Raw genomic sequence first — 24,707 nt, 5'->3', positions numbered from 1 at the left:
GCGCGGCAAGCCCTAGGGTCACTTACTGCAAAGACCTTTAATAAAGAAGGACGGATAAAGCCCGCCCTCCCCACCTGCCGAAACACCGGGGAGGCCAGGGCGGCACTCCTTCAGGGTGGAGGACACGGTGGCTCAAGCGGTGGCTCAAGGACAGCTCGCGGCGGTGCCGGAGCCGAAGTACTGGCACCTTCGCACGGTGCTGGTCCGCACCATCGACGCCGAGTTCTCCACCGGCCAGATCCTGCCCAACGAGCGCGAGCTCGCGGCCCGCTTCGGCGTGGCCCGGGCCACCCTGCGCCAGGCCCTCGACCAGCTGGAGCTGGAGGGCCGGCTGGTCCGCCGCCGCGGCATCGGCACCCTGATCGCCGCCCCGCGCGCCGCCGTCCCGGTCAACAGCAGCGAGGAGGGCTGGCCCGGCACCGCCCGCACCCAGTCCTGGCGCGTCATCGACTGCGCGAGCGCCCCCGCGCCCACCCAGCTGGCCGCGGCGCTCGGCGTCGCCGAGGGCGCGCTCGTGCACACCGTGCGCCGGGTGCGGATGCTCCAGGGCATCGCCGTGGCCACCGAATCCCTGCACGTGCCGGACTCCGCGGTGCCGCGCCTGCCCGCGCTGCCGCACCTGGTCGGCGCCACCGGCGAGGCCGACCGGGCCCGTTCGGTGCTGCGCCAGCTGGAACGGCTCGGGGTCGACGGCGAGTCCCGCTCGGTCGAGCTGGGCGTGGCCGAGGCCGAGCAGGCCGCACTGCTGGAGCGCCCGCCGGGCACCCCGGTGCTGGTGGTCACCACCCAGTACGCGGCCGGCGGCCGGCTGGTCGCGCTGGCCGTCTCCACCTACCGCGCCGACACCTGCAAGCTCACCTTCGGCGAGACCGGCCTGGTCGAGGTCACCCCGGTCCAGTCGGAGACCCCGGTCCGCTCCGCCTCCTGACCGCCCGAAGCCACCCGCGGCCGCCCGGGGCCACCCGCAGCGACCCGACCCAGGCACACCGCCCCGTTCCGGACCGATCCGGGACGGGGCGCCGCCGTACCCGGGCCCGCCCGCGGCGGCAGCCGGTTCAGCGCCCCGGACCGGCCGGCGGGTCGACCGCGAACAGCTGCTCCTCGACGTGGTCCAGCGCCACCCGCAGCGCCCCCATCGCCACCACCTCCGTGCCCAGCGCGGCCGGCGCCACCTCGGGCGCCCGCAGGGTGAACAGCGCCAGCTGCTCGCGCAGCGGCTCCAGCACCCCGTCCAGCCCGGCCGCCCACCCGCCGACCACCACCAGCTGTGGGTCCAGCGCCAGCACCAGCGCCGCCACGTCGTGCACCAGCCGCCGCAGGAACCGGTCGGTGGCCACCTGCGCCACCTCGTCACCCTCGCGCGCGAGGCGCAGCACCCGGGCCACCGCGGCCTCGTCCAGCGGATCCAGCGGCTTGCCGGTGGTGGACAGCAGCCGCTCCGGGGTGGCCTCCTGCCCGAGCAGGTGCAGCGCGCCGATCTCGCCGGCCGCGCCGCCGTACCCGCGGTGCAGCCGGCCGTTGATCAGCGACCCGGCGCCGGGGCTGAGCCCCGCCATCACGAACACCACATCGCCCTTGCCGACCGCCGCGCCCTTCCAGTGCTCCGCGATGGCGGCCAGGTTGGCGTCGTTCTCGATCACCACCGGGCAGCGGAACGAGCGGCGCAGCCGCGCCCCGATGTCCAGCCCCGTCCAGCCGGGCATCGCGGTGCCGAGCTGCACGGTGCCCTCGCGGTCGACGATGCCGGGGGTGCCGACGGCCACCGCCCACAGGCTGTCCCGGGAGATCCCCGCCTTGCGCAGCACCTCGGCGACCATCGTGCGGACCAGCCCGAGGCGTTCCTCCGCCTCCAGCGTCTCGTCCACCGGCCGGGCGTGCGTCCCCTGCACCTCGCCCGCCAGGTCGGCCAGCACGATCCGGACGTCGTGGACCCCGATCTCCACGCCCAGCACGTGCCCGGCCTCGGCCCGGAACCGGAACCAGCGCGCCGGGCGGCCCCGCTGACGGCCGCTCTCCTGGCTGTGCTCGACCTCGGCGACCAGCCCGGCCTCGAGCAGCCCCTCGATCACACCCTCCACCGTCGGCCGGGACAGGCCCGTGTCGCCGACCAGCTGGGTGAGCGTCACCGACTGCCCGTCCCGCAGCGCGCGCAGGGTGACCGCCGCGTTGATCCGACGCAGCAGCGAGGAGTCCCCTCCGGTGAGCCGATCCGCCAAGTCGCTGCCCTTCCGCTTCGCGCGACAGCCTTGGCGCGCGGTGCCGAGTGCGCGGTCCGCCCCGGTGCGGTGGTGTCGCTGCCGGGGATGCCGCGGGAGTCCGCCCCCGGCATGCACGGCACGGCGGCACGGCACGCCCGGAGGCACAGCCGGGAGCCTACTCGGCGGCCCTCCGGCCCGCGAGCGTTTCCGCAGCTCATAACGGCTTCGGTATCGAACCGGTAGGTATCCCGTGATCGCTCTGTGAGGTCGGGGACGCTCAGGGTGACCCCCCGGGCGGGCTCCGCGCCCGCCGCTCCCGGCCCGCGCGGGGCGGCTGACGACCGGCGGGACGTACGGGACCGATCCGTGGGACGGACGGGACCGTACGGGACCGGGCGGCGGCGGCACCGGGGAGCGCGGCGGAAACCGCGTTGCCACCCTCCCGGCCCCGAAACCACAATCGCGACCATGCCCCGAACCTCCGACGACCACCCGGGCGCGGAACCCGTCGCGCCCGGCACCGCCGCAGCCGCCGCCGTCGCCGTCGACCGGCTGCTCGCCGAACTCGACCCGCTCCCGCACCCGCTGCGCCTGCGTCACCTGGCCCGCGCGGCCCACGCCCTCGCCACCGACGGCGGCCTGCCCGCCGCGCTGGCCGAACTCGGCCGCCGGGGCCGGTACGGGCGACGGCTCGCCGCACTGGCCGCCGCCGACGGCCGCTGCACCCCGTACCTGGCCGGGCGGCTGGCCGACCCCGACGACGTGGTGCGCCGCTACGCCCGCCGGGCCCTGCGGCGGCCGGAGTTCCCGCCGGCCGCGATCGAGGCCGCGTTCCGGGACGCCCCGGCGCTGGTCCGCACCGAACTGGCCGGCGCCCTGCTCGCCGCCGGCCGGCCCGCCACGGCCGACCGGCTGGTGCAGCAGGTGCGCGAGTGGTGGGGAGAGCGCGACGCGGCCCGGCTGCTGCCCGCCTGCTCGCCGGAGGCCGCCGCCCGGCTGCTGCCCGGGCTGGCCCACGCCGTCCACCACTGGGGCCGGCTGGGCCGCTACCAGCCGCAGGCCGTCCTCGCCCTCGCCGAACGCGAACTCGCCGACCTGCCCGCCACCCTGAGGTCCAGGTGGTGGGAGCAGCGCGTCCACGGCGTCGCCGCCGCCTGCGCCGCCGACCCCCACCGGGTGCTCACCCTGCTCGAACGGTACGGCCCCGGCCCGCTCGCCGGACCGTTCCGGCGGCAGCTCGCCACCCTCGCCGCGGCCGACGCCGAACGCACCGTCCGCCTCCTGACCGGCCTTCACCCCGCCGCCGGCCTGCTCCCGCTGCACCTGGAGCCCGCGGCGCTGCGCAGGCTGGCCGCGGCCGACCCGCCGTCCCTGCCCGCCCTCGGCCGCCGGTGGCTGGACCACCCCGCCCGGCTGGCCGCGCTGCTCAGCGCGCTGCCCCCGCACCGGCGGGCCGCCTGCTACGACGCCGTGACCGCGGACGCCGGACCCGACGGTCCGCACCGCACCGCGCAGGTCCTGGCCACCCTGCCGTCCGAGCGCCGCCACGCCGAGGCCCGCCGCCAGCTGGCCCGGGCCGGCGCCGGGTCCTGGTCGGCGGCCGAGCGGCTGGCGACGCTGGCCCTGCTCCCGGCCGGCGAGGCCGGGCCCGAACTGCTGGCCGCCTCGCGGGCACCCGAGCCGGCGACCCGTGCGGCGGCCTGGCGCGGCCTGGCCGCCAACGCCGGGTACGCGCGTGACGACGACGCCCGCCGAACGCTCCTCGCGGACCTGGCCGCCCGGCTGCCCGACGAGCGCGACCGGCCCCGGACGGCGGCCCTGGAGGCGCTGGTACGCCTCGCCCGCGGCGCGGCGCCGTTCACCGCCGCGGACACCGGCCCGCTCGACCGCATCACCCGGGACGCCCTGGCGGCCCCGGACAGCTCCGACGCCTGCCGTACCGCGCTGCGGGACCTCGCCGTCACGGTGATCGCGGCCGGCACGGTGGTCGCCGCCAGGCCGGTGACCGCGGCCGGCACCCCGGCGGGCGGGCGGGCCGCGCCGGGCGGGGAGCCGCCCGGCTGGGCCGTCCGTACGCTCACCGAGCTCGCCGGGCGCCCCGGCCCGGACGGCCTCGGACGCCTCGACCGCGCCCTGCGCCGCGGCCAGGAACAGCTGCTCCTCACGGCCCTGCGGCCCCGGCCGGAGACCGCCCCCGGGCAACGGCTGCTGTTCGCGCTCACCGAGGCCCTCGGCCGCCGCGCCCACCGGCTGCCCGAACTCCAGGAGCTGCTGGCGGCGGCGCTGCGCGACGGCGACGACGCGACGTTCCGGGCCGCCGCGCCGCGGTGGCTGGCGGCCCCGGCCACCCGGTCCGGGCGCGTCGCCGAGCTGCTCGCCCGGGAGCCGTCCGCGCTCGTGCTGCCCGGGGTCCTGGTGGAGGTCACCGCCCGCCGCACCGACCTGCTGGACCCGCTGCTCGGCGACACCCCGCCCGTCGGACGGTTCCTCCCGGACCCCGCCCGCAGGCCGCTCCCCGGCCCCCGCCACGCCGACCGCCTGTCGCCCCGCCAGCAGCGGGCCGCCGTCCGCCTCGCCCGGACCGTCGCCGAGGACGTCTCCCGGCCGCCGGCCGAACGGGCCGACGCCCTGCGCACCGCCGCGGCCTGCCCCGACCACGGCCGCGCCCTCCTGCTGGAGTTCGCCGGATCCTCGGACCTGATGCGGCCCGGGACCGCGCTCGCGGGGATCGCCCTGGCCGAGCTCGCCGCGGCCGCCGACCCGACCGCCGCCCTCGCCGCGCTGGCCGCCCACACCGACGACCGGGCGCGGGCCCGGACCGCCGGGCACGCGGCCGACCGGATCGCCGCCCGCACACCGGCGGGCCAACTCAACGACACGCTGGCCGAGTTGACAGCAGCGATCGGCCAGGACGAGATCGCCGCCCGCACGCACGCGGTCCGGCTGCAGGCCCGCTACCTGCCGCCGGACCGCGCGGCCGCCGCGCTGGCCGCCGCCTACCGCGTACCCGGCCAGCACCCGGACGTCCGGAGCCTGATCGTGCGCCGGGCCGTCGGACTGCTCGGCAGCGCGCCGGTCCGGGACCTGCTCGCGGAGGCCGCCACCACCGGGACCCCCCGGGTCCGGCTGGCGCTGGCCACCGACGACCCGCTCGGCCTGCCCGAGACCCACCGGCCGTCCTACGCCCGGCTGGTGGCCGGGCTGGCCGGCGGGCGACCCGACGAGGAGGGCGACGGCGTCCGCCGCGCCGCGGTCCGGGCCATGCGGCACTGGGCCGGCTACGCGCCGGAGACCGCCGACGTCGTCCGACAGACGGTCACCGACCTGTCCCGTAGGTCGGGTTGGCAGTCCGCCGCGCTCGTCCTCGGCGGCCTCGCCGACTCCGGACAGCCGCATCCGCTCGGTGGCGCCGCCCTCGGCAGCCTCCTGCAGCGCACCCTTGCCGAGCTGGCCGCCGCCGCCCTGGCCACGGGCCGCCCGGAGGACACCGGCCGCGACCTGCCCGCCCTGCGCCGCCTCGACCACCTGGTCGAGCAGGGGATCCACCGTCCCGAGATCCTCACCGCCGCCGCCGACCACCTCGCGCACGACCCCGAACTCCTGCCCGCACGCGTCACCTTGCTCCGCCGGGCCGTCGACCCGCACGCGCCGCTCCCCGACCTGACCCGCGCCCTGGCCGCGCTGGCCGCCGCCCACGACGACCGTCCGGCGCTGGCCGCCGAGAGCGCCCGTCAACTCGCCGCCCACCTGGGCCACCACACCCCCTGGCCCGATCCGGACACCGTGCTCGCCGCGGCCGAGCAGCTCACCGCCGACGGCGGACTCGCCGCGGGCCTGCTGGCGACCGCCCTGATCGAGGCCTGCGCGACCGCCTGCGGCCCGTCGCCGCGCTGGCGTGCCGCCCTGGACGCGCTGCGCCGCCACCCCGTCCCCGACGTCCGCTTCGCGGCCAGGAAGGTGTACGCCGCCGCCGACTGACCCGCCCGGCCCGCCCGTCGGCCGCCCGCAACCGCGCGAACGGCCCACGGCCGGGCCGTATGCTGCGGAGATGCCGAACGAGCTTCGCACCTCCCCCCGGATCGACGCAGCGATGTCCGAAGCGGCGGTGTCCGACGCGGCGCAGTCCGACGCGGCCTTCGTCCGGGCGCACACCCGCCCGACCCCCGTCCCGTTCGTCCCCGAGGTCGGCCTGCACATGGCCGACGACGCCATCGCGCTGTGGGAGACCACCGAGTCGGCACGCGGCGAGATCGGTCTGCCGCCACCGTTCTGGGCCTTCGCCTGGGCGGGCGGCGTCGCGGTCGCCCGGTACGTGCTCGACCACCCCGAGCTGGTGGCCGGGCGCACCGTGATCGACCTGGCCGCCGGGTCGGGGCTGATCGGCATCGCCGCCGCACTGCGCGGCGCGCGGTCGGTCCGCGCCGCCGAGATCGACGCCTACGCCGTCGCCGCGATCGGCATCAACGCCGAGGCCAACGGGGTCACGGTCGACGCGGCCGTCGAGGACCTGCTCGACGGCGACGGCGGCCCGGCCGAGGTGGTGCTCGCGGGGGACGTCTTCTACGAGCGGGCGATGGCCGCCCGGTTCCTGCCCTTCCTGGAACGCGCCCGGGCCAGGGGGGCCGTCGTGATCGTCGGCGACCCGGGCCGCGCCTACCTGCCCCGGGAACGCTTCACCGCACTGGCCGCCTACCAGGTCCCGGTGGTGGCCGACCTGGAGGACACCGCCCTCAAGGCCACCACCGTCTGGCAGCTCGCCGCCGCCCGCTGACACCTTCCGCCGCCCGCTGACACCCTCCGCCGCCACCCGTCGCCCGCGCCGTCCGGATGGTGGAATTCCCCGGGCGGCGGGGGTCCGGGCCGGTAGACAGTGCGGCATGGCCGACACCGTGATCCGTACCGCCGTCCCCGACGACGTCCCCGCGCTGCTGGCGTTCTGGGCCCGGGCCGCCGAGGGCACCAGCATCAGCGACGACCCGGCCGGGGTGGCCGCTCTCATCACCCGCGACCCGCAGGCGCTGCTGGTCGCCGAACACGACGGCGCCCTGGCCGGCACGGTCATCGCCGGGTTCGACGGGTGGCGCTGCCACCTCTACCGCCTCGCCGTCGACCCGGACCGGCGCCGCCGGGGCATCGGCGCGGCGCTGCTCGCCGCCGCCGAGACCCGGTTCGAGGCGCTCGGCGGGCGGCGCGCCGACGCGATGGTCCTCGACCACAACGAACTCGGCCGCACCGCCTGGCGGGCCGCCGGGTACCACCCCGAGGAGCAGTGGAGCCGCTGGGTCAAGCCCCTCGGCTGAGAGCTGCCGCCGAACGGGCCGTCACTGGACGACCAGGGTGCCGTGCATGTTCGGGTGGATGGTGCAGATGTAGGCGTAACTGCCGGGCTGGGACGGCGCGGTGATGGTGGCGGAGTCGCCGGGGCTCAGAACGCCGGTGTCGAAGCCGCCGCCCGCGCTGGCGCTCAGCGTGTGCGAGGTGGAGTCCTGGTTGGTCACCGTGATCCGGGCGCCGGGCCCGACGGTGAGCGGCGTCGGGCTGAACGCGAAGTCCTTGATGGTGATGGACGCCGACCCGACCGGCCCCGAGGACGACGCGGAAGCCGACGCGGAGCCCGAGGCGGAACCCGAGGCCGAGGCGGACGCCGAGCCGGACCCGGACGCCGAGGAACTCGGTCCGGACGAGCCCGTGGAACTCGCCGGAGCGCTGGCGGAACCGGACGTGGTGGTCGAACTCTTGCTGCTGGAACAGGCGGCCAGCAGCAGCGCCGCCGCCCCGCCGCCGAAGCCCAGCAACAGCTGCCGCCGGGAGCGGATGGCATCCCCGATCATCGGACCTCGCTTCGTCACGTCCACCCGACCGGAACGGGTGGTGGACGGCCAGCGTCCGCCAGAACGGCCCGTCGGCCACGCGTACACACCCGGCCGGGCCGCACCGGTCACCGGGACGGCCGAGCCGACCGGCCGCACCCACGGGCGCCGGACCGGGGGACGGCCGGGCCGGGGAGACCGGCCGCCCCACCGGGGATCGCGGCGCCGCACGGACGGCGGGGACAGGGGGACCCCACCGGCCGCGCGGCACGAGACGGGCCACCCGGCCACCGCCGGTGCCTGCGTCTCACCTCCTTCAGCGCCGCGCCGCACGGCAGTGTCACACCCTGGCGAAAGATTTTTTCGAGCATCGCGGAGACCGGGCGGGAGCCGGCCATGGGGGGCGGGAGAAGGCGGCGACCGGCGAGGGCGGGCAGGCTGCGGAGCGGTTCGGTGCGGCGACGGGAGCGGGGCCGGGTCGGGTGGTGACGGCACGCCGCGGGCCCGCCCGGATGTGCGCGGCACGTTCGGGCCCGGCGCGGTGACGCCCGCGAGGTCGCCGCTGCCGCCGCGCGGAACGGGCTCCGCAATCGGCGCGGTCACCCCCCCGGCTCGGCCGCCACCGGGCACGGCACGGCATGGCCGTAGCCGCGCCGGATGCCCGCCGCAGGCGGCGGCACCGGCGCCGTGCCGCCGGCCTCCCGCCGGCCGTGGCTACGGCAGCGGCGGGACGAACCGGGCGGTGAAGGACAGGACGTCCCAGGCGCCGCCGAGTTCAGGCGCGAGGGCGGCGTGGGCCAGGGTGCGGAACGGGGCGCCGCCCTCGGCCGCCGCGCCCTGGGGGACGGCGCCGAGCAGGGGCGCCCCGGCGACGGCGGGCAGGTCGGCGAGGTTGCAACGGGCGGCGAGGTCGGGGTCGGTGGGCCAGGAGCCGACCACCACACCGCGGACGGCGAGCCCCCGGGCGGACAGTGCCTCCGCGGTGAGCGCCGTGGTGTTGAGGGTGCCGAGACCCGCCGCGGCGACCACCAGCACCTCGACGTCCAGGCCGAGCGCCCGGGTGGCGAGGGCCATGTCCGCCAGCGTGTGCCCGGCCTCGTCGTAGCGGACCAGCAGCCCGCCGGCGCCCTCGACCAGCACCGTGCCGTGGCCGTCGGCGAGACCGGCCACGGCGTCGGCGACCTCGCGCGGGGCCAGCGTGCCGAGGCCGGCCCGGCGGGCGGCGGTGTCGGGGGCGAGCGGTTCCGGGTAGCGGGCCAGTTCGCGGACGGTGACCTGCGGTCCGGCCAGCCGCTGCACCTCGGCCGCGTCGCCGGGCTCGCCGGGTGCGACGCCGGTCTGCCCGGGCTTCAGGACGGCGACCCGGGGCCCGGCCAGGGCGGCGACGGCCGCGGTGACCACGGTCTTGCCGACCTCGGTACCGGTGCCGGTGATGAACAGGACGCTCATCCGGCCACCGCCGCAGCGGTCACGGCGGCCGTGATCCGGGCCAGGTCCGCGTCGTCGGTGACGTACGGCGGCATGGTGTAGACGAGGTCGCGGAACGGCCGCAGCCAGACGCCCTCGCGGGCCGCGGCCTCGGTCGCGGCCCGCATGTCGACCGGGTGGTCGAGCTGGACGACCCCGATCGCCCCGAGCACCCGGACGTCCCGGACCCCGGGGGCTCCGGACGCCCCGGCCAGGCCGTCGCGCAGCCCGGTCTCGATCCGCTTGACCTCCACCCGCCAGTCCTGGCCGAGCAGCAGGTCGATGGAGGCGCCGGCGACCGCGGCGGCCAGCGGGTTGCCCATGAACGTCGGGCCGTGGGCCAGCACCGGCACCTCGCCGCGGCTGATGCCGTCGGCGACCCTGCCCGTGCACAGGGTGGCGGCCATCGTCAGGTAGCCGCCGGTGAGCGCCTTGCCCAGGCACAGCACGTCCGGCGCGATCTGCGCGTGGTCCGCGGCGAACAGCTCGCCGGTGCGGCCGAAGCCGGTGGCGATCTCGTCGAGGATCAGCAGCACGTCGTGGCGGTCGCACAGGTCGCGCAGCAGCCGCAGGTACGCGGGGGAGTGGAAGCGCATCCCGCCCGCGCCCTGCACCACCGGCTCGACGATCACGGCGGCCAGTTCACCGGCGTGACGCTCGATCAGGCCGGCCAGGTCGGCCGCGTACGCCTCGTCGAGCGGGGCGTCGAAGCCGGCCGGCGGCTCCGCCGCGAACACCTGGTCGGGCAGCACCCCGCCCCACAGGTGGTGCATCCCGCCCTCGGGGTCGCACACCGACATCGGGTGGAAGGTGTCGCCGTGGTAGCCGCCGCGCCAGGTCAGCAGGCGGCGCTTGGCCGGTCGGCCGAGCGACTTCCAGTACTGCAGGCACATCTTCATGGCGACCTCGACCGCCACCGACCCGGAGTCGGCCAGGAAGACGTGCTGCAGCGGCTCGGGGGTGATCTCCACCAGCCGCTCGGCCAGCCGTACGGCGGGCTCGTGGGTGAGCCCGCCGAACATCACGTGGCTCATCCGGCCGAGCTGGTCACGCACCGCCTCGTCCAGCACCGGGTGCCGGTAGCCGTGGATCGCCGCCCACCAGGACGACATCCCGTCGATCAGCTCCCGCTGCCCGCCGGCCTCCTCGGCCAGCCGCAGCCGGACGCCCGACGCGGACTCCACCAGGTACGGGGTGCTGGTGCCCGGCATCGGACCGTACGGGTGCCAGACGTGCGCCCGGTCGAGGCCGAGGAGCTGCTGTGCGTGGGTCGCGGGTGCGTGTGTCACCGGTCCGGGCCTCAGGCGTTCGGGGCCAGCTCGGTGCCGGCGCCGCGGCGGCGGACCTTCACCAGGTCGCTGCGCAGCTCGCCGTTGCCGTCGGTCTCGGTGGCGGCGACGGGCTCGGCGGCCTCGGCGGGCGCGTCGTGGGCGTGGCCGCCGCAGGGGCCGCAGCCGCCGCCGGTGCCGCAGGAGCCGGCCGCCGGGTCGGCGGTGGCGGCCGAACCGCAGCCGCCGGTGACCTGCGAGCGGTGCTGCGGCAGGGTCACCTCGCCGGCGCCCTCGACGGTGAAGCCGGCGTCCTTGATCATGTCGAGGTCGGCCTGGCCGGCCTGGCCCTCGCTGGTCAGGTAGTCGCCGAGGAAGATGGAGTTGGCGATGTGCAGGCCGAGCGGCTGCATCGAGCGCAGGTGGACCTCGCGGCCGCCGGCGATCCGCACCTCGATGTCGGGGCAGACGAACCGGACCATCGCCAGGATCCGCAGGCAGCGCTGCGGGGTGAGGTTCCACTCCTCCGCCAGCGGGGTGCCCTCGAACGGGATCAGGAAGTTGACCGGCACCGAGTCCGGGTCCAGCTCGCGCAGCGCGTACACCACGTCGACCAGGTCCTCGTCGCTCTCGCCCATGCCCGCGATCAGGCCGGAGCAGGCCGAAAGGCCCGCGCCGTGCGCCTTGTTCACGGTGTCCACCCGGTCCGCGTAGGTGTGGGTGGTGGTGATCTCGCCGTACGTGCCCTCGGAGGTGTTGAGGTTGTGGTTGTACGCGTCGGCGCCGGCCGCGCGCAGCCGCTCGGCCTGGTTGTCGGAGAGCAGGCCGAGGCAGGCGCAGATCTCGACGTTCTCGTTGGCGCCCTTGATGGCCGAGATGGTGTCGGCGACCCGGTCGATGTCCCGGTCCGTCGGGCCGCGGCCGCTGGCCACCAGGCAGACCCGCTTGGCGCCGCCGGCCAGGCCCGCGGCGGCCGCCTCGGCGGCCTGATCGGGCTTGAGCCAGGTGTACTTGAGGATCTCCGCCTTCGAGCCGAGCCGCTGCGAACAGTAGGAGCAGTCCTCGGGGCACAGGCCGCTCTTGAGGTTCACCAGGTAGTTGAGCTTGACCCGGCGGCCGAACCACTGCCGGCGGACCCGCCCGGCGGCTGCGACCACGTCCAGCAGCTCGTCGTCGGTGGTGGCGAGGACGGCCAGGGCTTCCTCGCGGGTGGGGAGTTCCCGGCGCAGGCCCTTGGCGGTGAGGGTGTCGAGCAGATCCATGGGCCTGATCCTGCCTGGGGGACCTCGCGTTTCGCCAGAGGGAACCCGCCAGAAGATCCGCTCCGGGGTGTGCGAGTTGTCACAGTGCGGATGCCGCGCGTAGTGGCGGGCGTCACGTGGGTGCCGCCCGGCCCGGCGCCCAGCACACGGACAGGGCGTGCGGGCCCGATCGCGCGCCGCCGATCCGGGCCCATGATCCGATCAGAATTCCGGACTGCTTAGAATCTGCGCCATGACCACGCAGGGGGAGCCCACCCCGCCACCGGCAGCCCACCAGCACCAACCGGCACCCGCCCACAGCCGGGGACCGCGGGTGACCCCGCGCCGGATCCTGCTCTGGGTGGTCCTCGCCGGACTCGCCGCCGGCGGCAGCTGGGTGGTCACCCGGCCGAACCCCGGCGACCTGGTACCCGGCCTCGGCCCGACCAGCACCAAGCCCAGCAGCGGCCCGCCGGTGCCCGGGGTGCTGCCCGCCCCGCCGCAGACCGAGGCCCAGTCCTTCACCGCCGAACGGTACTTCCCCGCCCAGCGCGCCCTCGACCTCGACGGCTACAAGGCCCGCCGCTCCAACGCCGGCCAGGGCGCCGACTGCACCGACACCGTCCAGGACAAGGCCCACGACCCGCTGCGCGACACCGGCTGCCAGGGCTATCTGCTGGTCGCCTTCACCCGCCTCGACCAGCAGGTCACCAGCAGCGTCACGGTGCTGCGCTACGCCGACGAGGCCAGCGCCCGCAAGGCCGAGGCCGCGGTCCGTGAGGGCGCCGCCGCCCTGCTCTTCCTCCCGCCGGAGGGCACCGCCCCCGCCACCGTGCCCGGCCCGTCGGCCTCGGCCGCCAAACAGCCGGTCACCACCCGCAAGGTGGCGGTCGTCGGCCACTACCTCACGGTCACCGTCTCCCGCTTCGCCGACCAGCGCACCGCCGTACCCGAGACGGACCATGCGCTCGACGAGGCCACCCGGAACGTCAGCTACACCGCCGGTCTGCCCTTCGTCTGGATGTGACCCCAGGCCCGTGACCGCAGGCCCCTACGGCGACGGCCGGGCCCCGGACCACCGCGGTCCGGGGCCCGGCCGTCGCCGTCCGGGCGGCGCTCAGCCGTCCAGCCGGTCGACCGCCGTGACCCGCAGCACCGCCCGGCCCTCCTCGTCGGAGCCGTACAGGTCGACCTCCGCGCTGATGCCCCAGTCGTGGTGCTTCTCCGGGTCCTCGAAGATCTGCCGGACCCGCCAGGAACCCTCCTCCGGGTCCTCCTCGATCAGCAGCATCCGCGGCCCGCGGGCGTCCGGCCCGGTGCCCAGGTCGTCGTACTCCTCCCAGTACCCGTCCATCGCGTCCGCCCAGCGGTCGGCGTCCCAGCCGTACTCGCCGTCCAGCTCGCCGAGTTCGCGGTAGTTCTCCAGCGCGGCCAGCTCCACCCGGCGGAACATCTCGTTGCGCACCAGCACCCGGAAGGCACGGGCGTTGGCGGTCACCGGGGCCGGCTTGTCGTCGAGGCGCACCTCGGGGGCCTGCGGGTCGGTCGGGTTGGCCAGCTGCTCCCACTCGTCCAGCAGCGAGGAGTCGACCTGGCGGACCAGCTCGCCGAGCCAGGCGATGACGTCCTTGAGGTCGTCCGTCTTGATGTCCTCGGGGACGGTCTGCTCCAGCGCCTTGAACGCGCCCGCCAGGTAGCGCAGCACGATGCCCTCGGTGCGCGCCAGGTCGTAGTGGCCGACGTAGTCGGTGAAGGTCATCGCCCGCTCGTACAGGTCGCGGACCACCGACTTCGGCTGCAGCGGGTGGTCGCCGATCCACGGGTGCGCCCGCCGGTAGACGTCGTACGCGTGGCCGAGCAGCTCCTCCAGCGGCTTCGGGTAGGTGATCTCCTGGAGCCGCTCCATCCGCTCCTCGTACTCGACGCCGTCCCGCTTCATCTCGCCGATCGCCTCGCCGCGCGCCTTGTTCTGCTGCGAGGCGAGGATCTGCCGCGGGTCGTCGAGCGTCGCCTCGACCACCGAGACCACGTCCATCGCGTACGAGGGCGAGGTCGGGTCGAGCAGTTCGAAGGCGGCCAGCGCGAAGGTGGAGAGCGCCTGGTTGAGCGCGAAGTTCTCCTGGAGGTCCATGGTGAGGCGGACGATCCGGCCCTCGGCGTCCGGCTCCGGCAGCCGCTCCACCACGCCGCCGTCCAGCAGCGAACGGTAGATCGCGATGGCGCTGCGGATGTGGCGGCGCTGGGCGGAGCGCTCCTCGTGGTTGTCGGTGAGCAGCTTGCGCATCGCCTCGAAGGCGTTGCCCGGGCGGCCGATCACCGAGAGCAGCATCGCGTGGCTGACCTTGAACCGGGAGACCAGCGGCTCCGGATCGGCGGCGATCAGCTTCTCGAAGCCCTCCTCGGTCCAGCCGACGAAACCTTCCGGCGCCTTCTTCCGGACCACCTTGCGCTTCTTCTTCGGGTCGTCACCGGCCTTGGCGACGGCCTTCTCGTTCTCGATCACGTGCTCGGGCGCCTGCGCGACCACCTGGCCGACGGTGTCGAACCCGGCCCGGCCGGCCCGCCCGGCGATCTGGTGGAACTCCCGCGCCCGCAGGGTCCGCACCCGGATGCCGTCGTACTTGGACAGCGCCGTGAACAGCACCGTGCGGATCGGCACGTTGACGCCGACGCCCAGGGTGTCCGTCCCGCAGATCACCTTCAGCAGACCGGCCTGCGCGAGCCGCTCCACCAGCCGGCGGTACTTGGGCAGCATGCCGGCGTGGTGCACCCCGATGCCGTGCCGCACGTACCGGGACAGGTTCCGGCCGAACTTGGTGGTGAAGCGGAAGCCGCCGATCAGTGCGGCGATGGCGTCCTTCTCCTCCTTCGAGCACATGTTGATGCTCATCAGGGACTGCGCCCGCTCCACCGCCTCCTTCTGCGTGAAGTGCACCACGTAGACCGGCGCCTGACCGGTCTTCAGCAGCTCCTCCAGGGTGTCGTGCAGGGTGGTGCGGCGGTACTCGTAGAACAGCGGCACCGGGCGGGTCGCCGAGCGGACCACCGCGGTCGGGCGGCCGGTACGGCGGGTCAGGTCCTCCTCGAAGCGGCGGACGTCGCCGAGCGTCGCCGACATCAGCAGGAACTGCACGTGCGGCAGCTCCAGGATCGGGATCTGCCAGGCCCAGCCGCGGTCCGGCTCCGCGTAGAAGTGGAACTCGTCCATCACCACCTGGCCGATGTCGGCCCGCTCGCCGTCGCGCAGCGCGATGTTGGCCAGCACCTCGGCGGTGCAGCAGATGATCGGCGCGGTCGGGTTGACGCTGGCGTCGCCCGTCATCATGCCGACCTGGTCGGTGCCGAAGATCTTGCACAGGTCGAAGAACTTCTCCGAGACCAGCGCCTTGATCGGCGCGGTGTAGAAGGTCCGCTTGCCCTCGGCCAGCGCGGCGAAGTGCGCGCCCGCCGCCACCAGGCTCTTCCCGGAGCCGGTCGGGGTCGCCAGGATGACGTTGTTCCCGGAGACCAGCTCGATCAGCGCCTCCTCCTGGGCCGGGTACAGCGTGATACCGCGCTCGGCCGTCCATTCGGCGAAGGTCTCGTAGAGGGCGTCGGGCGTGGCGGGCTTCGGCATCAGGTCCAGGAGGGTCACCGGCCTATCTTGCCTGCTCGGGATCACCCCGGGCAAAGCCTGGACGCGCCCGGGCGGCCGGGCGCGCGGGCACCCCGGAGGTCAGGCGGGCCGCCAGCCGCCGGGCTCGACACCGCCGGGGACGGCCGACGCGGGACCGTACGGCTCCCGGGTCAGCACGAAGCTCCCCAGGTCGAGGTGGACCGGTGAGCCGTCGGCGGCCCGGACCACCCGCAGCGTCTCCCCGGCGTAGTAGCCGTCCAGGCCGGTCCAGGTGCCGTCCGGCCCGGGCCGGAAACGGCTGCCGGGGCCGCCCGGCGCGGCCATCGGCACCAGCTCCAGCGCCCGCTCGGCGCGCAGCCGCAGGGTGAAGCCCTGGGGACCCCAGTACCAGGGGCCGGTCAGGGCCAGCAGCGCCTCGTCGAGGTCGGCCAGCGGCCGCCAGGGGCGCGGCATCGGCGGCTCGTGCTCCGCCACGATGGCGATCAGGTCGGCGGCGAGCGCGGCCGGGCCCGGCGTGCCCGAGGTGGAGTTGGCGAGCGCGACGGCGGCCACCCCCTCCCGCTCGCCGACCCACAGGCCCGCCCGGAATCCCGGCATCGAACCGGTGTGCCCGAACAGCAGGCCCCCGTCGCGGCGGCGCAGCTGCAGCCCGAGGCCGTACCCGGCGCTCCAGTCCTCCTCCGGGGGCGCGGCCGGGCGGCGCATCTCGGCGACGGTCTCCGGGACCAGGACCCGCGGGTCGCCGTCCGCCAGGAACGCCGCCCAGCGGGCCAGGTCGGCGGCGGTCGACCAGAGCTGACCGGCCGGGGCCATCCGGCCGGTGTCGGTGAGCGGCTCGGGCAGCATCACGTCCGCCCAGGGGTGCACGGCGAAGCCACCCGCGTGCGGCGCCCGCGGCAGCAGACCGGTACGGGTCAGGCCGAGCGGCTCGAGCACCTCCCGCGCCAGTACGTCGCCCCAGGGCGCGCCGCGCAGCCGCTCCACCAGGGCGCCCAGCAGCGCGTAACCGGGGTTGGAGTAGTGGAAGCGGCGGCCGCGGGGGTGCCGCAGCGGCTGTTCGTCCAGCAGGTCGGCCAGCTCCGGGCGGAGCGTGCCCTCGGTCCGCTCCCACCAGGGGCCGGGGGTCTCGGCGGCCAGCCCCGCGGTGTGCGAGAGCAGCTGCGCGACGGTGGCCCCACCGGCGCCGGTGCCCGGCAGGTGCCGCTCCAGCGGGTCGGCGAGGTCGAGCAGTCCCTCGTCGCGCAGCCGCAGTACCAGGACGGCGGCGAAGGTCTTGCTGATCGAACCGATCCGGTACTGCACGTCCGGGGTGGGCGCATGGTCGTCGATCATGCTCCGGGCGCCGGTCCACACCGTCCGCCCGTCCCGCACCACGGCGCCCACCAGGGACGGGGTGCGGCCCTCCGCCTGGGCCGTGGCCAGCCGGTGCAGCAGCGCGCGGCGGGTGGCGGGCAGCAGGTCGTCCGGCTGGTCGGTCATACGCACCTCGGTGTCTCGGACTGGTCGGCCGCGCCGGTGCCAGGACACCGGCGAGGCCAACCTAGCCGCGGCCGTGCGGGTGCGCCCCCGGATTTCCGCCGAAGCCGGTGGGGGGAAGGTGCCCCGGGGGCCGCTCGGGGCCCGCGCCGGCCTCCCGCCGGGCCCGCTCCGAGCGGGCCCGCTCGGCGGCCGCGGGCAACGAGCGGCGCCCCTGGCGCATCCGGTCCCGGATGCTCCCCGCCATCCTGGCGACCGTCTCGGCGCTGGAGCGCCGGCCGTCGCCGACGTCCTCCCGGGGCAGGTCGAACACCGTCCCGCTGGGCAGGCACCAGGTGCAGTTGGCCTCCTCGTCCAGCAGCCAGCCGTCCTCGCACCGGTCCGAGACCTCGCAGTCGGGCAACTCCACCAGCTGCACCGCGATGTCGTCGGCCCGCTCCAGCAGCTCGGGCGCGGACAGGTGGGCGAACCGCTGGTACCAGCGCCGTTCGATCCGCTCCCGCAACTGCTCCGGGGTGCGCCGGCCGAGCTGGCGGACCACCGTGTTGCGGGCCGTGTGCGGGATGCCCCCGCGGCGGTCCAGCGCGATGCGCAGCGGCCGGGGGTAGTGACGGGTGACCCAGTCCACGGGGTTCGAGCCCGGGCCGACGTACGGGGTGGTCATGGTGTGCCTCCGGCGGTGATGCTGCCATCCATGGTCGCAGGGGCGCGGCCGTTCGCGACACCGTCACCCGGCCGGGGGGAGTACGGTCGGCCGGGGTCAGGGGCCGGTGAGGACGACGAGCCGGCGGGTCGCCCGGGTCATCGCGACGTAGTGGTCGACCGCGCCTTCGACGCCCTCGCCGAAGGACTCCGGGTCGATCAGCACGACCAGGTCGAACTCCAGCCCCTTCGACAGCTCCGGGGTCAGCAGGCGGACCCGGGGATCGGCCGGGAGGCCGTCCGGAGCCGCGCCGGCGGCGGCGATCACGCAGGCGGTGCCCTCGGCGTGCTCGGCGAGCCAGCCGTCGAGGATCCCGTCCAGCTCGGAGCGGGTGCCGCGGTGGACCGGGATGCCGCTGCTGCGGATGGAGACGGGCACGTTGGCGTCCGGGAGCGCGGCTCGGACGACCGGCTCGGCCTGGGTCATGATCTCCTGCGGGGTGCGGTAGTTGACGCTCAGCGAGGCCACCTCGATCCGGTCGAAGCCGACCCGGGTCAGCCGCTCCCGCCACGACTCGGTGAAGCCGTGCCGGGCCTGGGCGCGGTCCCCGACGATGGTGAAGCTCCGGGACGGGCAGCGGAGCAGCAGCATCTGCCACTCGGCGTCGGTCAGTTCCTGGGCCTCGTCGACGACGATGTGGGCGAACGGCCCGGTCAGCGGGTCCGCCTCGGCGTCCGGCCGTGTGCCGTCGTCGACCAGGGCGTCCCGCAGGTCCTGGCCGCGCAGCATGGTCACGGCGCCCTCGCCGTCGTCGTCGGCCGCGATCACGCTGTCGATGACGTGGGCCATCCGTTCGCGTTCGGCGGCGACGGCGGCCCGCCGGCGGCGTCGGCGCGCGGACGCCTGCGGGTCGCCGAGCCGCTGCCGGGCGGCGTCCAGGAGCGGCAGGTCGGACACCGTCCAGGCGTGGGCGTCCGCCCGCTGCAGCGCGCGGACCTGGTCGGGGGTTAGCCAGGGCGCGCACCTGCGCAGGTAGGCGGGTACCGACCAGAGGTCGCCGACCAGGTCGGTGGGCTCCAGCATCGGCCAGGCGCGGTGGAGCGCCCCGATCAGCTCCCGGTTCTGCAGCAGGGACCTGCGCAGCAGGTGGGGCGGCGCCTCGCTGTCGTCCTTGTCCGCCAGGATGGTGAGCAGTTCCTCGAGGACCTGGTCGCGCGCCTCGTTGTGCGGGGTGCCCGGTTCGGGGGCGGCGAACGCGGCGGCCCAGTCGTCGGCGTCCAGCCGGAGGTCGGACCAGTGGGTCTCGACCGTCATCCCCTCGGTGGGCGGCTCCTCGTAGAGCCCGACGGCCGGTTCGACGGCCTTCACCAGCTCCGCGGACGCCTTCAGCCGGGCCACCAGGGGGTCGGACTCGACGGCCGCGGAGGGCCCCTCGGCGACCAGGTCGCGCACGGTGCAGGTCCGTACGCCGTCCTCGCCGAGGCTGGGCAGGACGTCCGAAACGTAGTCCAGGTACGGCTGGTGCGGGCCGACGAACAGCACGCCGCCCCGGCGGTGGCCGAGCCGGGGGTCGGAGTGGAGGAGGTAGGCGGAGCGGTGCAGGGCGACGACGGTCTTCCCGGTGCCCGGGCCGCCGTCGACGACGAGGGCGCCGCGGGAGCCCGCCCGGATGACGGCGTCCTGGTCGGACTGGACGGTGGCGAGCACATCGCGCATCCGGGCCGAACGGTCGGCGCCGAGGCTCGCGATGAAGGCGGACTGGTCGTCGAGGGCGGCGTGCCCTTCCAGCGCGTCGGCGGTGAACACCTCGTCCCAGTAGTCGCCGACCCGGCCGCCGGTCCAGCGGTACCTGCGGCGGCTGGCCAGGCCCCGCGGGTCGGCGTGGGTCGCGGCGAAGAACGGTTCGGCCGCGGGGGAGCGCCAGTCGGTGAGCAGCCGGCGTCCCGCGCTGTCGGTCAGGCCGAGCCGGCCGATGTACAGCGGCTCGGGGCTGTCGGCGCCGACGATGCGTCCGAGGCACAGGTCCAGGCCGAAGCGGCGCAGGGCGCGCAGCCGGCCGGTCAGCCGGTGGATCTCGGCGTCGCGGTCCATCGCCTCCCGGCCGGCGCCGCCGGGTGTGCGGCGGGTGGCGTCGAGGTGGTCGGACAGGTCGGCGATCGTCGCGGCGAGGCTCTGTGCGACGGCCGCGAAGTGCCGTTCGTCGTCGGCGATCAGGGCCGGGTCGGCCTTGGCACGCAGCCGCTCGGGCAGGTCGAACGCGCTGGTGTCGGTAGCGGCGGCAGGTACGTCTGAGGACAGGAACGCAGGCACTTCGTCGATCTCCCCGTATCCGCGGTTTCCGGCTTCGGCCAGCGATTCTGCGGTACACCGGGGGCCTTGCCGCAAGGCCCCCGGTGCGCTATCCGTTAGGAGTGGCAAGGAGTGGGTTTCGCTCCTTGCCTTTCGTGTGCGCGGCCTTTCGTTTGCGTGGCCTTCGCGTTCAGGGCCTTTCGTGTGCGCGGCCTTTGGTGTCCGCGCCGTTCGGGGCCGCCCGGTGTGCTCAGACCTGGGCCATGCCGCCGTCCGCGAAGAGTTCGATGCCGGTGACGAAGCTCGCGGCGTCGCCGGCCAGGAAGACCGCGGCCCGGCCCAGTTCGCGCGGGTCGGCGATCCGGCCGGTCGGGTTGCCCTCGCCCATGGACCGGACGGCGGCCTCGACCTGGTCGGCGCCCTGCGCCATCGCCAGCGCGCTGCGCAGCGAGTCGGTGTCGACCGCGCCGGGGCTGAGGATGTTCATCCGGATCCCCGAGCCCTTGACGTCCTGGATCCAGGCCCGGACGAAGGCGCGTACCGCGGCCTTGGAGCCGCCGTACAGGCTCATCCCGCGCGGCGGGCGGATGGAGGCGGTGGAGCCGATGACGATGACGGCGCCGCCGGGCGGCAGCAGCTCCAGCGCGGGCTGGACGGTGAACAGGACGCCCTTGGCGTTGACGTCGAAGGTCCGCTCGAACTGCTCCTCGGTGATCGCGCCGAGCGGGGCGTGCGCGCCGATCCCGGCGTTGGCGACGACCACGTCCAGGCGTCCGTGACGTTCCGTCACCTGCCGGTAGGCGGCCTCCATGTCGGCGAGCCGGGCGACGTCGGCGACGATCCCCGCGCAGGTGGGGCCGATCGCGGCGACCGCCGCGTCCAGCGCGTCCTGCCGCAGGTCGGTGATGACGACGCGGGCCCCGGCGGCGGTGAACTCCTGGGCGATGCCCAGGCCGACCCCGGACGCGCCGCCGGTGATGACGGCGACCTTTCCGTCGAGCGGGAGGGCCGGGGCGGGGGTGGTCGGGAGGGTCGTCGGCGAGGTGGTCATGGGGTGCTCCTGGGAGGGTGGGTGCGTGGCCGGGCGCCGGCAGCTCGAGCGCGGGCGGGCCCTGGAGGGCGGGCGCGGGCAGGCGTGGCCTAGAGTGGAAACGGAGGCGCCTCCGGTTCCTGAACTCTAAGTGGAGGCGCCTCCGGTTAGCAAGCCGGACGACAGGAGACCGCAGATGCCCAGCGAGACGGGCCGCCCGCTGCGTGCCGACGCACAGCGCAACCGGGACAAGATCCTCGCCGCCGCCGTGCGGGTCTTCGCCGAGGACGGACTGGACGCGCACCTGGAGCGGATCGCCAAGGAGGCCGGTGTCGGCTCCGGCACGCTCTACCGCAACTTCCCCACCCGCGACGTGCTCATCGAGGCCGCCTACCGCAACGAGCTCGGCCGGCTCTGCGACGCCGCCCCCGACCTGCTGGCCACGCTCCCGCCGAGGGAGGCCCTGCGCGCCTGGATGGGGCGCTTCATCGACTACGCCACCGCCAAGTTCGGTATGGCCGACGTCCTGCGCGCGCTCGTCGAATCCGGCGTCAACCCCTATGCGCGCAGCCGCGAACTGATGCTGGAGGCGCTCACCTCGCTGCTGGCCGCCGGGACCGAGGCCGGTACCGTCCGCTCCGACGTCGGCGCCGACGACATGTTCGCCGCCCTCACCGGCATCGCCCTCGCCTCCGGCAAACCGGACCAGCGGGCGCAGGCCGAACGCCTGCTCGACCTCACCCTGGACGGCCTCAGCACCGTACGGACCTGACCGGCGCGCCCCCGGTCCGGCCGCCGGTCCGGCGCGTCGCGACCAGTCGAACTCCCGGCGGCGGCGCGGACGGCGACGCAGACATACAATCGGGGTATCCCGCGGCGTGATCCGAACGAACGGCCGCGCGCCCAGGCGATGGGGCGGGCTCGCGCCGGGAAAGGCGCGAAGAGCCGGCCGTGCCGGCGGGATACGGCGGAGCCGAGGGCGACGGCCTCGATCGGCGATCACGCCACTCCGACCACCGGACCAGGGGAGATCTCCCATGAGCCGTGAATCCCTCGCACGCGCCGCACTGGGTGCGGACCCCGAAGCGCTGTCCGCCTCCGTCTCCCTGGCGACACCGCTGACCATGAACCGGCTCGTCGGCCGGGACCGCGCGGCAGCCTTCCTGAGCGAGCTCGCCGGGGCGTTCTCGATCGCGCAGCCCGAGTTCGTCCTGGAAGGCGAGGACCGCGACGTCATCACCTTCGCCGGCTCCGTCGACGGGCATCCGGTAGGACTGCTCGTGGTCCTGGCCCCAGGAGGCGGGGGCACCTACGAGGCGGTGGACGCCTACGCGCGGCCGTGGCCCTTCGTGGCGCTGGCCCGGGAGCGGATGCTCCCCGTCGACCGGGTGCTCGCGGAGGACACCGACGTGTCCACCCCGTACGTCCCGAGCGGCCCCGCCGACGGCTACCTCGGCATTCCCGCCGCCGCGCCCCGGCTCGCCGCCGACGTCGCCTTCCACTCGCCGGTCCTCACCGCCACCGTGTCCGGGCGGGACCGGGTCGCCGCCGTGCTCGGGGCGGTGGAGCAGGTCGGCGGCGAACCCGGCTACCGGATCTTCACCCAGGCCGGGGAGCACGTGGTGGCCGCCTACGACCTGCACGTCCACGGCCATACCTGGCAGGTGGCGGCGGTGTTCCGGTTCAACGGCGACGCGGAGCTCGAGGACATGCGCATCTACAGCAGGCCCTGGCCGGTGAGCGCGCTCTTCCGCGGCGAGATCTTCAAACTCCTGCGCCCGGACTACGGACCGGAATTCTGGCAGGGCGAGAATCCGCTGACCGCCCTCGGCGAGGACCGACGGCGCCAAGAGGACCGACGGCACTAAGGTGTGTGCCGCCCCGCGCACCGCCCCGGTGCCCGGCGGCCCGCCCCGCCCCGACCGAGGAGGCCGTCCTGAACGAGCAGTGGAACGGACCCGCCGCGGACGGTACGGCCCCCGGCAACCCGGGCGTCCGGCGGCTGCTCGCAGGCGCGGCGCCGGTGTCCGACGGCGCCCCCTGCCCGCTGTGCGACCGGCCGGTGGACCCGTCCGGCCCGGCGGCGGCCGACGGGGTACGGATCGACGGGCCGGGCAGCGACCGGCACACCGCGGTGCGCACCCACCCCGCGTGCGGCCCGTCCCGGGTCTGGGCGCCCGCCCAGATCGCCGCGGCCCGGGTACGGCTCGGCCTGCCCGAGGCGGCGGCCTGGCGGCCGGACGACCGGCCGCGCGGCGCGGACCGGCTGGAGCCCGGAATGTCGGGCGTACCGGGCGAGGAACTGCCGTCGCTGCTCTTCCACCCGGGCGCGCCCTACCCCGGCGGGCTGCTCGGCCACCTCGCGGACCGCTGGACCGAGGACCTGCCGCCGCTGGACCTGCTCGGGGTGGTCCCGGCGCAGGAGCTGCCCGGCTGGACCGTGCACACGGCGGCCGGGCGGATCACCGCGATCGGCGGCCCGACGGGCCCCTGGTGGGCCCGCCCCGGGGGCCACCCGACCGGCCACCCCTGGCGGCGGGCCGCGCACGCCGGGCGCCGGGTCCTGCTGGCGGTGCTCCCGCCCGAGGACCCGGCCGCCGGTCCGGGCGGACCGGCGGCGCTCGGCCGGGCGATCCGGGCGGGACTGGTGCTGGGCGGGTTCGCCGCCCTGACCGGGACACTCTTCTGACCGGTCCGATCATCGGCCGGTCACCATTTCGCGGCGGAACGAAATGACCCGCGTGGCGTTACAGCGTGGCACTGCACACCGGGCCCGGGAACTTCTACTGTCGACGGTCTAGAGCGCCTTCGTCGAAGGAGAACCCGATGAGCCGAGTGGTGCGCGCCGCCCTGTTCCAGACCGCATGGACCGGCGACAAGGAGACGATGATCGACGCCCACGAGCGGGCGGCCCGCGCGGCCGCCGCCGAAGGCGCGCAGATCATCGGATTCCAGGAGGTCTTCAACGCCCCGTACTTCTGCCAGGTCCAGGAGCCCGAGCACTACGCCTGGGCCGAGCCGGTGCCGGACGGGCCCACCGTGCAGCGGATGCAGTCCCTGGCCCGGGAACTCGGCATGGTGATCGTCGTACCGGTGTACGAGATCGAGCAGTCCGGCTTCTACTACAACACCGCCGCCGTGATCGACGCCGACGGCTCCTACCTCGGCAAGTACCGCAAGCACCACATCCCGCAGGTGAAGGGCTTCTGGGAGAAGTACTACTTCAAGCCCGGCAACCTCGGCTGGCCGGTCTTCGACACCGCGGTCGGCAAGGTCGGCGTCTACATCTGCTACGACCGGCACTTCCCCGAGGGCTGGCGGGCACTCGGACTGGCCGGCGCGGAGATCGTCTACAACCCCTCCGCCACCAGCCGGGGCCTGTCGGCGTACCTGTGGCAGCTGGAGCAGCCCGCCGCCGCCGTCGCCAACGAGTACTACATCGCCGCGATCAACCGGGTCGGCGTCGAGGAGTACGGCGACAACGACTTCTACGGCACCTCCTACTTCGTCGACCCGCGCGGCCAGTTCGTCGGCGACGTCGCCTCCGACAAGGACGAGGAACTGGTGGTCCGCGACCTCGACCTCGACGTGATCGAGCAGGTCCGCCAGCAGTGGGCGTTCTACCGCGACCGCCGCCCGGACGCCTACCTGCCGCTGACCGAGGCCTGA

The 24,707-nt window shown here is 75.5% G+C and carries 19 protein-coding genes; 9 read left to right on the top strand and 10 right to left on the bottom strand.

Going from position 1 to position 24,707, the window contains the following annotated elements:
* The first annotated feature begins 139 nt into the window (after positions 1-139).
* On the top strand, positions 140-928 hold the full coding sequence (locus AC2TEW_RS19020; protein WP_484624606.1) for a GntR family transcriptional regulator: 789 nt from the start codon (positions 140-142) through the stop codon (positions 926-928).
* 127 nt (positions 929-1,055) lie between these two features.
* On the opposite strand, the gene AC2TEW_RS19015 is transcribed toward AC2TEW_RS19020, so the two are convergent.
* Positions 1,056-2,216, bottom strand: coding sequence for an ROK family protein (locus AC2TEW_RS19015; RefSeq protein ID WP_484624542.1), 1,161 nt, complete (start codon positions 2,214-2,216; stop codon positions 1,056-1,058).
* Positions 2,217-2,666: 450 nt separating this feature from the next.
* Between AC2TEW_RS19015 and AC2TEW_RS19010 the strand changes: the two genes are divergently transcribed.
* From AC2TEW_RS19010 to AC2TEW_RS19000, 3 genes are all read left to right on the top strand, one after another.
* Positions 2,667-6,176: a hypothetical protein gene (locus tag AC2TEW_RS19010; RefSeq protein WP_484624541.1), complete on the top strand. Its 3,510-nt coding sequence runs from the start codon at positions 2,667-2,669 to the stop codon at positions 6,174-6,176.
* Positions 6,177-6,246: 70 nt separating this feature from the next.
* On the top strand, positions 6,247-6,969 hold the full coding sequence (locus AC2TEW_RS19005) for a class I SAM-dependent methyltransferase (protein ID WP_484624540.1): 723 nt from the start codon (positions 6,247-6,249) through the stop codon (positions 6,967-6,969).
* Between the two features lie 106 nt (positions 6,970-7,075).
* Positions 7,076-7,498: a GNAT family N-acetyltransferase gene (locus AC2TEW_RS19000; RefSeq protein ID WP_484624539.1), complete on the top strand. Its 423-nt coding sequence runs from the start codon at positions 7,076-7,078 to the stop codon at positions 7,496-7,498.
* Positions 7,499-7,519: 21 nt separating this feature from the next.
* Here the strand turns inward: AC2TEW_RS19000 and AC2TEW_RS18995 are convergent, their stop codons facing one another.
* The 4 genes from AC2TEW_RS18995 to bioB all read right to left on the bottom strand — a co-directional run bounded on the left by AC2TEW_RS18995 (position 7,520) and on the right by bioB (position 12,005).
* Positions 7,520-8,029 (bottom strand): cupredoxin domain-containing protein, encoded by a 510-nt coding sequence (locus tag AC2TEW_RS18995; protein ID WP_484624538.1) that lies wholly within the window; start codon positions 8,027-8,029, stop codon positions 7,520-7,522.
* A 693-nt stretch (positions 8,030-8,722) separates the two neighbouring features.
* Positions 8,723-9,457 carry a dethiobiotin synthase gene (gene bioD / locus AC2TEW_RS18990; protein WP_484624537.1) on the bottom strand — a complete coding sequence of 245 codons (735 nt, stop codon included), beginning with the start codon at positions 9,455-9,457 and terminating at the stop codon, positions 8,723-8,725.
* The gene (locus tag AC2TEW_RS18985) at positions 9,454-10,764 is read right to left on the bottom strand and encodes an adenosylmethionine--8-amino-7-oxononanoate transaminase (RefSeq protein WP_484624536.1); all 1,311 of its coding nucleotides are present in this window, start codon (positions 10,762-10,764) and stop codon (positions 9,454-9,456) included. Before AC2TEW_RS18985 ends, bioD begins: the two co-directional genes overlap by 4 nt.
* Before the next feature lie 11 nt (positions 10,765-10,775).
* Complete coding sequence (bioB, locus tag AC2TEW_RS18980) at positions 10,776-12,005, bottom strand: biotin synthase BioB (RefSeq protein WP_484624535.1); 1,230 nt, start codon at positions 12,003-12,005, stop codon at positions 10,776-10,778.
* A gap of 232 nt (positions 12,006-12,237) precedes the next feature.
* On the opposite strand from bioB, the gene AC2TEW_RS18975 reads away from it, so the two are divergent.
* Complete coding sequence (locus AC2TEW_RS18975) at positions 12,238-13,011, top strand: hypothetical protein (RefSeq protein WP_484624534.1); 774 nt, start codon at positions 12,238-12,240, stop codon at positions 13,009-13,011.
* Positions 13,012-13,101: 90 nt separating this feature from the next.
* Here AC2TEW_RS18975 and AC2TEW_RS18970 read toward each other — a convergent pair whose 3' ends face one another.
* From AC2TEW_RS18970 to AC2TEW_RS18950, 5 genes are all read right to left on the bottom strand, one after another.
* The gene (locus tag AC2TEW_RS18970; protein WP_484624605.1) at positions 13,102-15,600 is read right to left on the bottom strand and encodes a DEAD/DEAH box helicase; all 2,499 of its coding nucleotides are present in this window, start codon (positions 15,598-15,600) and stop codon (positions 13,102-13,104) included.
* A gap of 99 nt (positions 15,601-15,699) precedes the next feature.
* Complete coding sequence (locus tag AC2TEW_RS18965; protein WP_484624533.1) at positions 15,700-17,079, bottom strand: serine hydrolase domain-containing protein; 1,380 nt, start codon at positions 17,077-17,079, stop codon at positions 15,700-15,702.
* Positions 17,080-17,140: 61 nt separating this feature from the next.
* Positions 17,141-17,740: a hypothetical protein gene (locus AC2TEW_RS18960; protein ID WP_484624532.1), complete on the bottom strand. Its 600-nt coding sequence runs from the start codon at positions 17,738-17,740 to the stop codon at positions 17,141-17,143.
* A gap of 96 nt (positions 17,741-17,836) precedes the next feature.
* The gene (gene helR, locus AC2TEW_RS18955; protein WP_484624531.1) at positions 17,837-20,029 is read right to left on the bottom strand and encodes an RNA polymerase recycling motor ATPase HelR; all 2,193 of its coding nucleotides are present in this window, start codon (positions 20,027-20,029) and stop codon (positions 17,837-17,839) included.
* Positions 20,030-20,258: 229 nt separating this feature from the next.
* Positions 20,259-21,059, bottom strand: coding sequence for an SDR family NAD(P)-dependent oxidoreductase (locus tag AC2TEW_RS18950; RefSeq protein ID WP_484624530.1), 801 nt, complete (start codon positions 21,057-21,059; stop codon positions 20,259-20,261).
* Positions 21,060-21,234: 175 nt separating this feature from the next.
* Here AC2TEW_RS18950 and AC2TEW_RS18945 point away from each other — a divergent pair, with 175 nt between their 5' ends.
* The 4 genes from AC2TEW_RS18945 (at position 21,235) to AC2TEW_RS18930 (ending at position 24,707) form a co-directional block, all read left to right on the top strand.
* On the top strand, positions 21,235-21,810 hold the full coding sequence (locus tag AC2TEW_RS18945) for a TetR/AcrR family transcriptional regulator (protein WP_484624529.1): 576 nt from the start codon (positions 21,235-21,237) through the stop codon (positions 21,808-21,810).
* A gap of 265 nt (positions 21,811-22,075) precedes the next feature.
* Positions 22,076-22,906 (top strand): hypothetical protein, encoded by an 831-nt coding sequence (locus AC2TEW_RS18940; RefSeq protein ID WP_484624528.1) that lies wholly within the window; start codon positions 22,076-22,078, stop codon positions 22,904-22,906.
* Positions 22,907-22,911: 5 nt separating this feature from the next.
* Complete coding sequence (locus AC2TEW_RS18935) at positions 22,912-23,727, top strand: hypothetical protein (RefSeq protein WP_484624527.1); 816 nt, start codon at positions 22,912-22,914, stop codon at positions 23,725-23,727.
* Positions 23,728-23,864: 137 nt separating this feature from the next.
* Positions 23,865-24,707, top strand: coding sequence for a nitrilase-related carbon-nitrogen hydrolase (locus AC2TEW_RS18930; RefSeq protein ID WP_484624526.1), 843 nt, complete (start codon positions 23,865-23,867; stop codon positions 24,705-24,707).

It is taken from the genome of Kitasatospora sp. NEAU-CNBT7, from assembly GCF_057220535.1.
The sequence above is the reverse complement of the archived record's forward strand: the minus strand, read 5'-3'. Positions and strand labels throughout refer to the sequence as shown.

What these genes read in the sequence shown, in the direction of transcription:
- AC2TEW_RS19010 (WP_484624541.1), top strand. Translation starts at nt 2,667, where the DNA reads ATGCCCCGAACCTCCGACGACCACCCGGGCGCGGAACCCGTCGCGCCC.
- AC2TEW_RS19005 (WP_484624540.1), top strand. Translation starts at nt 6,247, where the DNA reads ATGCCGAACGAGCTTCGCACCTCCCCCCGGATCGACGCAGCGATGTCC.
- AC2TEW_RS19000 (WP_484624539.1), top strand. Translation starts at nt 7,076, where the DNA reads ATGGCCGACACCGTGATCCGTACCGCCGTCCCCGACGACGTCCCCGCG.
- AC2TEW_RS18995 (WP_484624538.1), bottom strand. Translation starts at nt 8,029, where the DNA reads ATGATCGGGGATGCCATCCGCTCCCGGCGGCAGCTGTTGCTGGGCTTC.
- bioD (WP_484624537.1), bottom strand. Translation starts at nt 9,457, where the DNA reads ATGAGCGTCCTGTTCATCACCGGCACCGGTACCGAGGTCGGCAAGACC.
- bioB (WP_484624535.1), bottom strand. Translation starts at nt 12,005, where the DNA reads ATGGATCTGCTCGACACCCTCACCGCCAAGGGCCTGCGCCGGGAACTC.
- AC2TEW_RS18975 (WP_484624534.1), top strand. Translation starts at nt 12,238, where the DNA reads ATGACCACGCAGGGGGAGCCCACCCCGCCACCGGCAGCCCACCAGCAC.
- AC2TEW_RS18970 (WP_484624605.1), bottom strand. Translation starts at nt 15,600, where the DNA reads ATGCCGAAGCCCGCCACGCCCGACGCCCTCTACGAGACCTTCGCCGAA.
- AC2TEW_RS18965 (WP_484624533.1), bottom strand. Translation starts at nt 17,079, where the DNA reads ATGACCGACCAGCCGGACGACCTGCTGCCCGCCACCCGCCGCGCGCTG.
- AC2TEW_RS18960 (WP_484624532.1), bottom strand. Translation starts at nt 17,740, where the DNA reads ATGACCACCCCGTACGTCGGCCCGGGCTCGAACCCCGTGGACTGGGTC.
- AC2TEW_RS18950 (WP_484624530.1), bottom strand. Translation starts at nt 21,059, where the DNA reads ATGACCACCTCGCCGACGACCCTCCCGACCACCCCCGCCCCGGCCCTC.
- AC2TEW_RS18945 (WP_484624529.1), top strand. Translation starts at nt 21,235, where the DNA reads ATGCCCAGCGAGACGGGCCGCCCGCTGCGTGCCGACGCACAGCGCAAC.
- AC2TEW_RS18940 (WP_484624528.1), top strand. Translation starts at nt 22,076, where the DNA reads ATGAGCCGTGAATCCCTCGCACGCGCCGCACTGGGTGCGGACCCCGAA.
- AC2TEW_RS18930 (WP_484624526.1), top strand. Translation starts at nt 23,865, where the DNA reads ATGAGCCGAGTGGTGCGCGCCGCCCTGTTCCAGACCGCATGGACCGGC.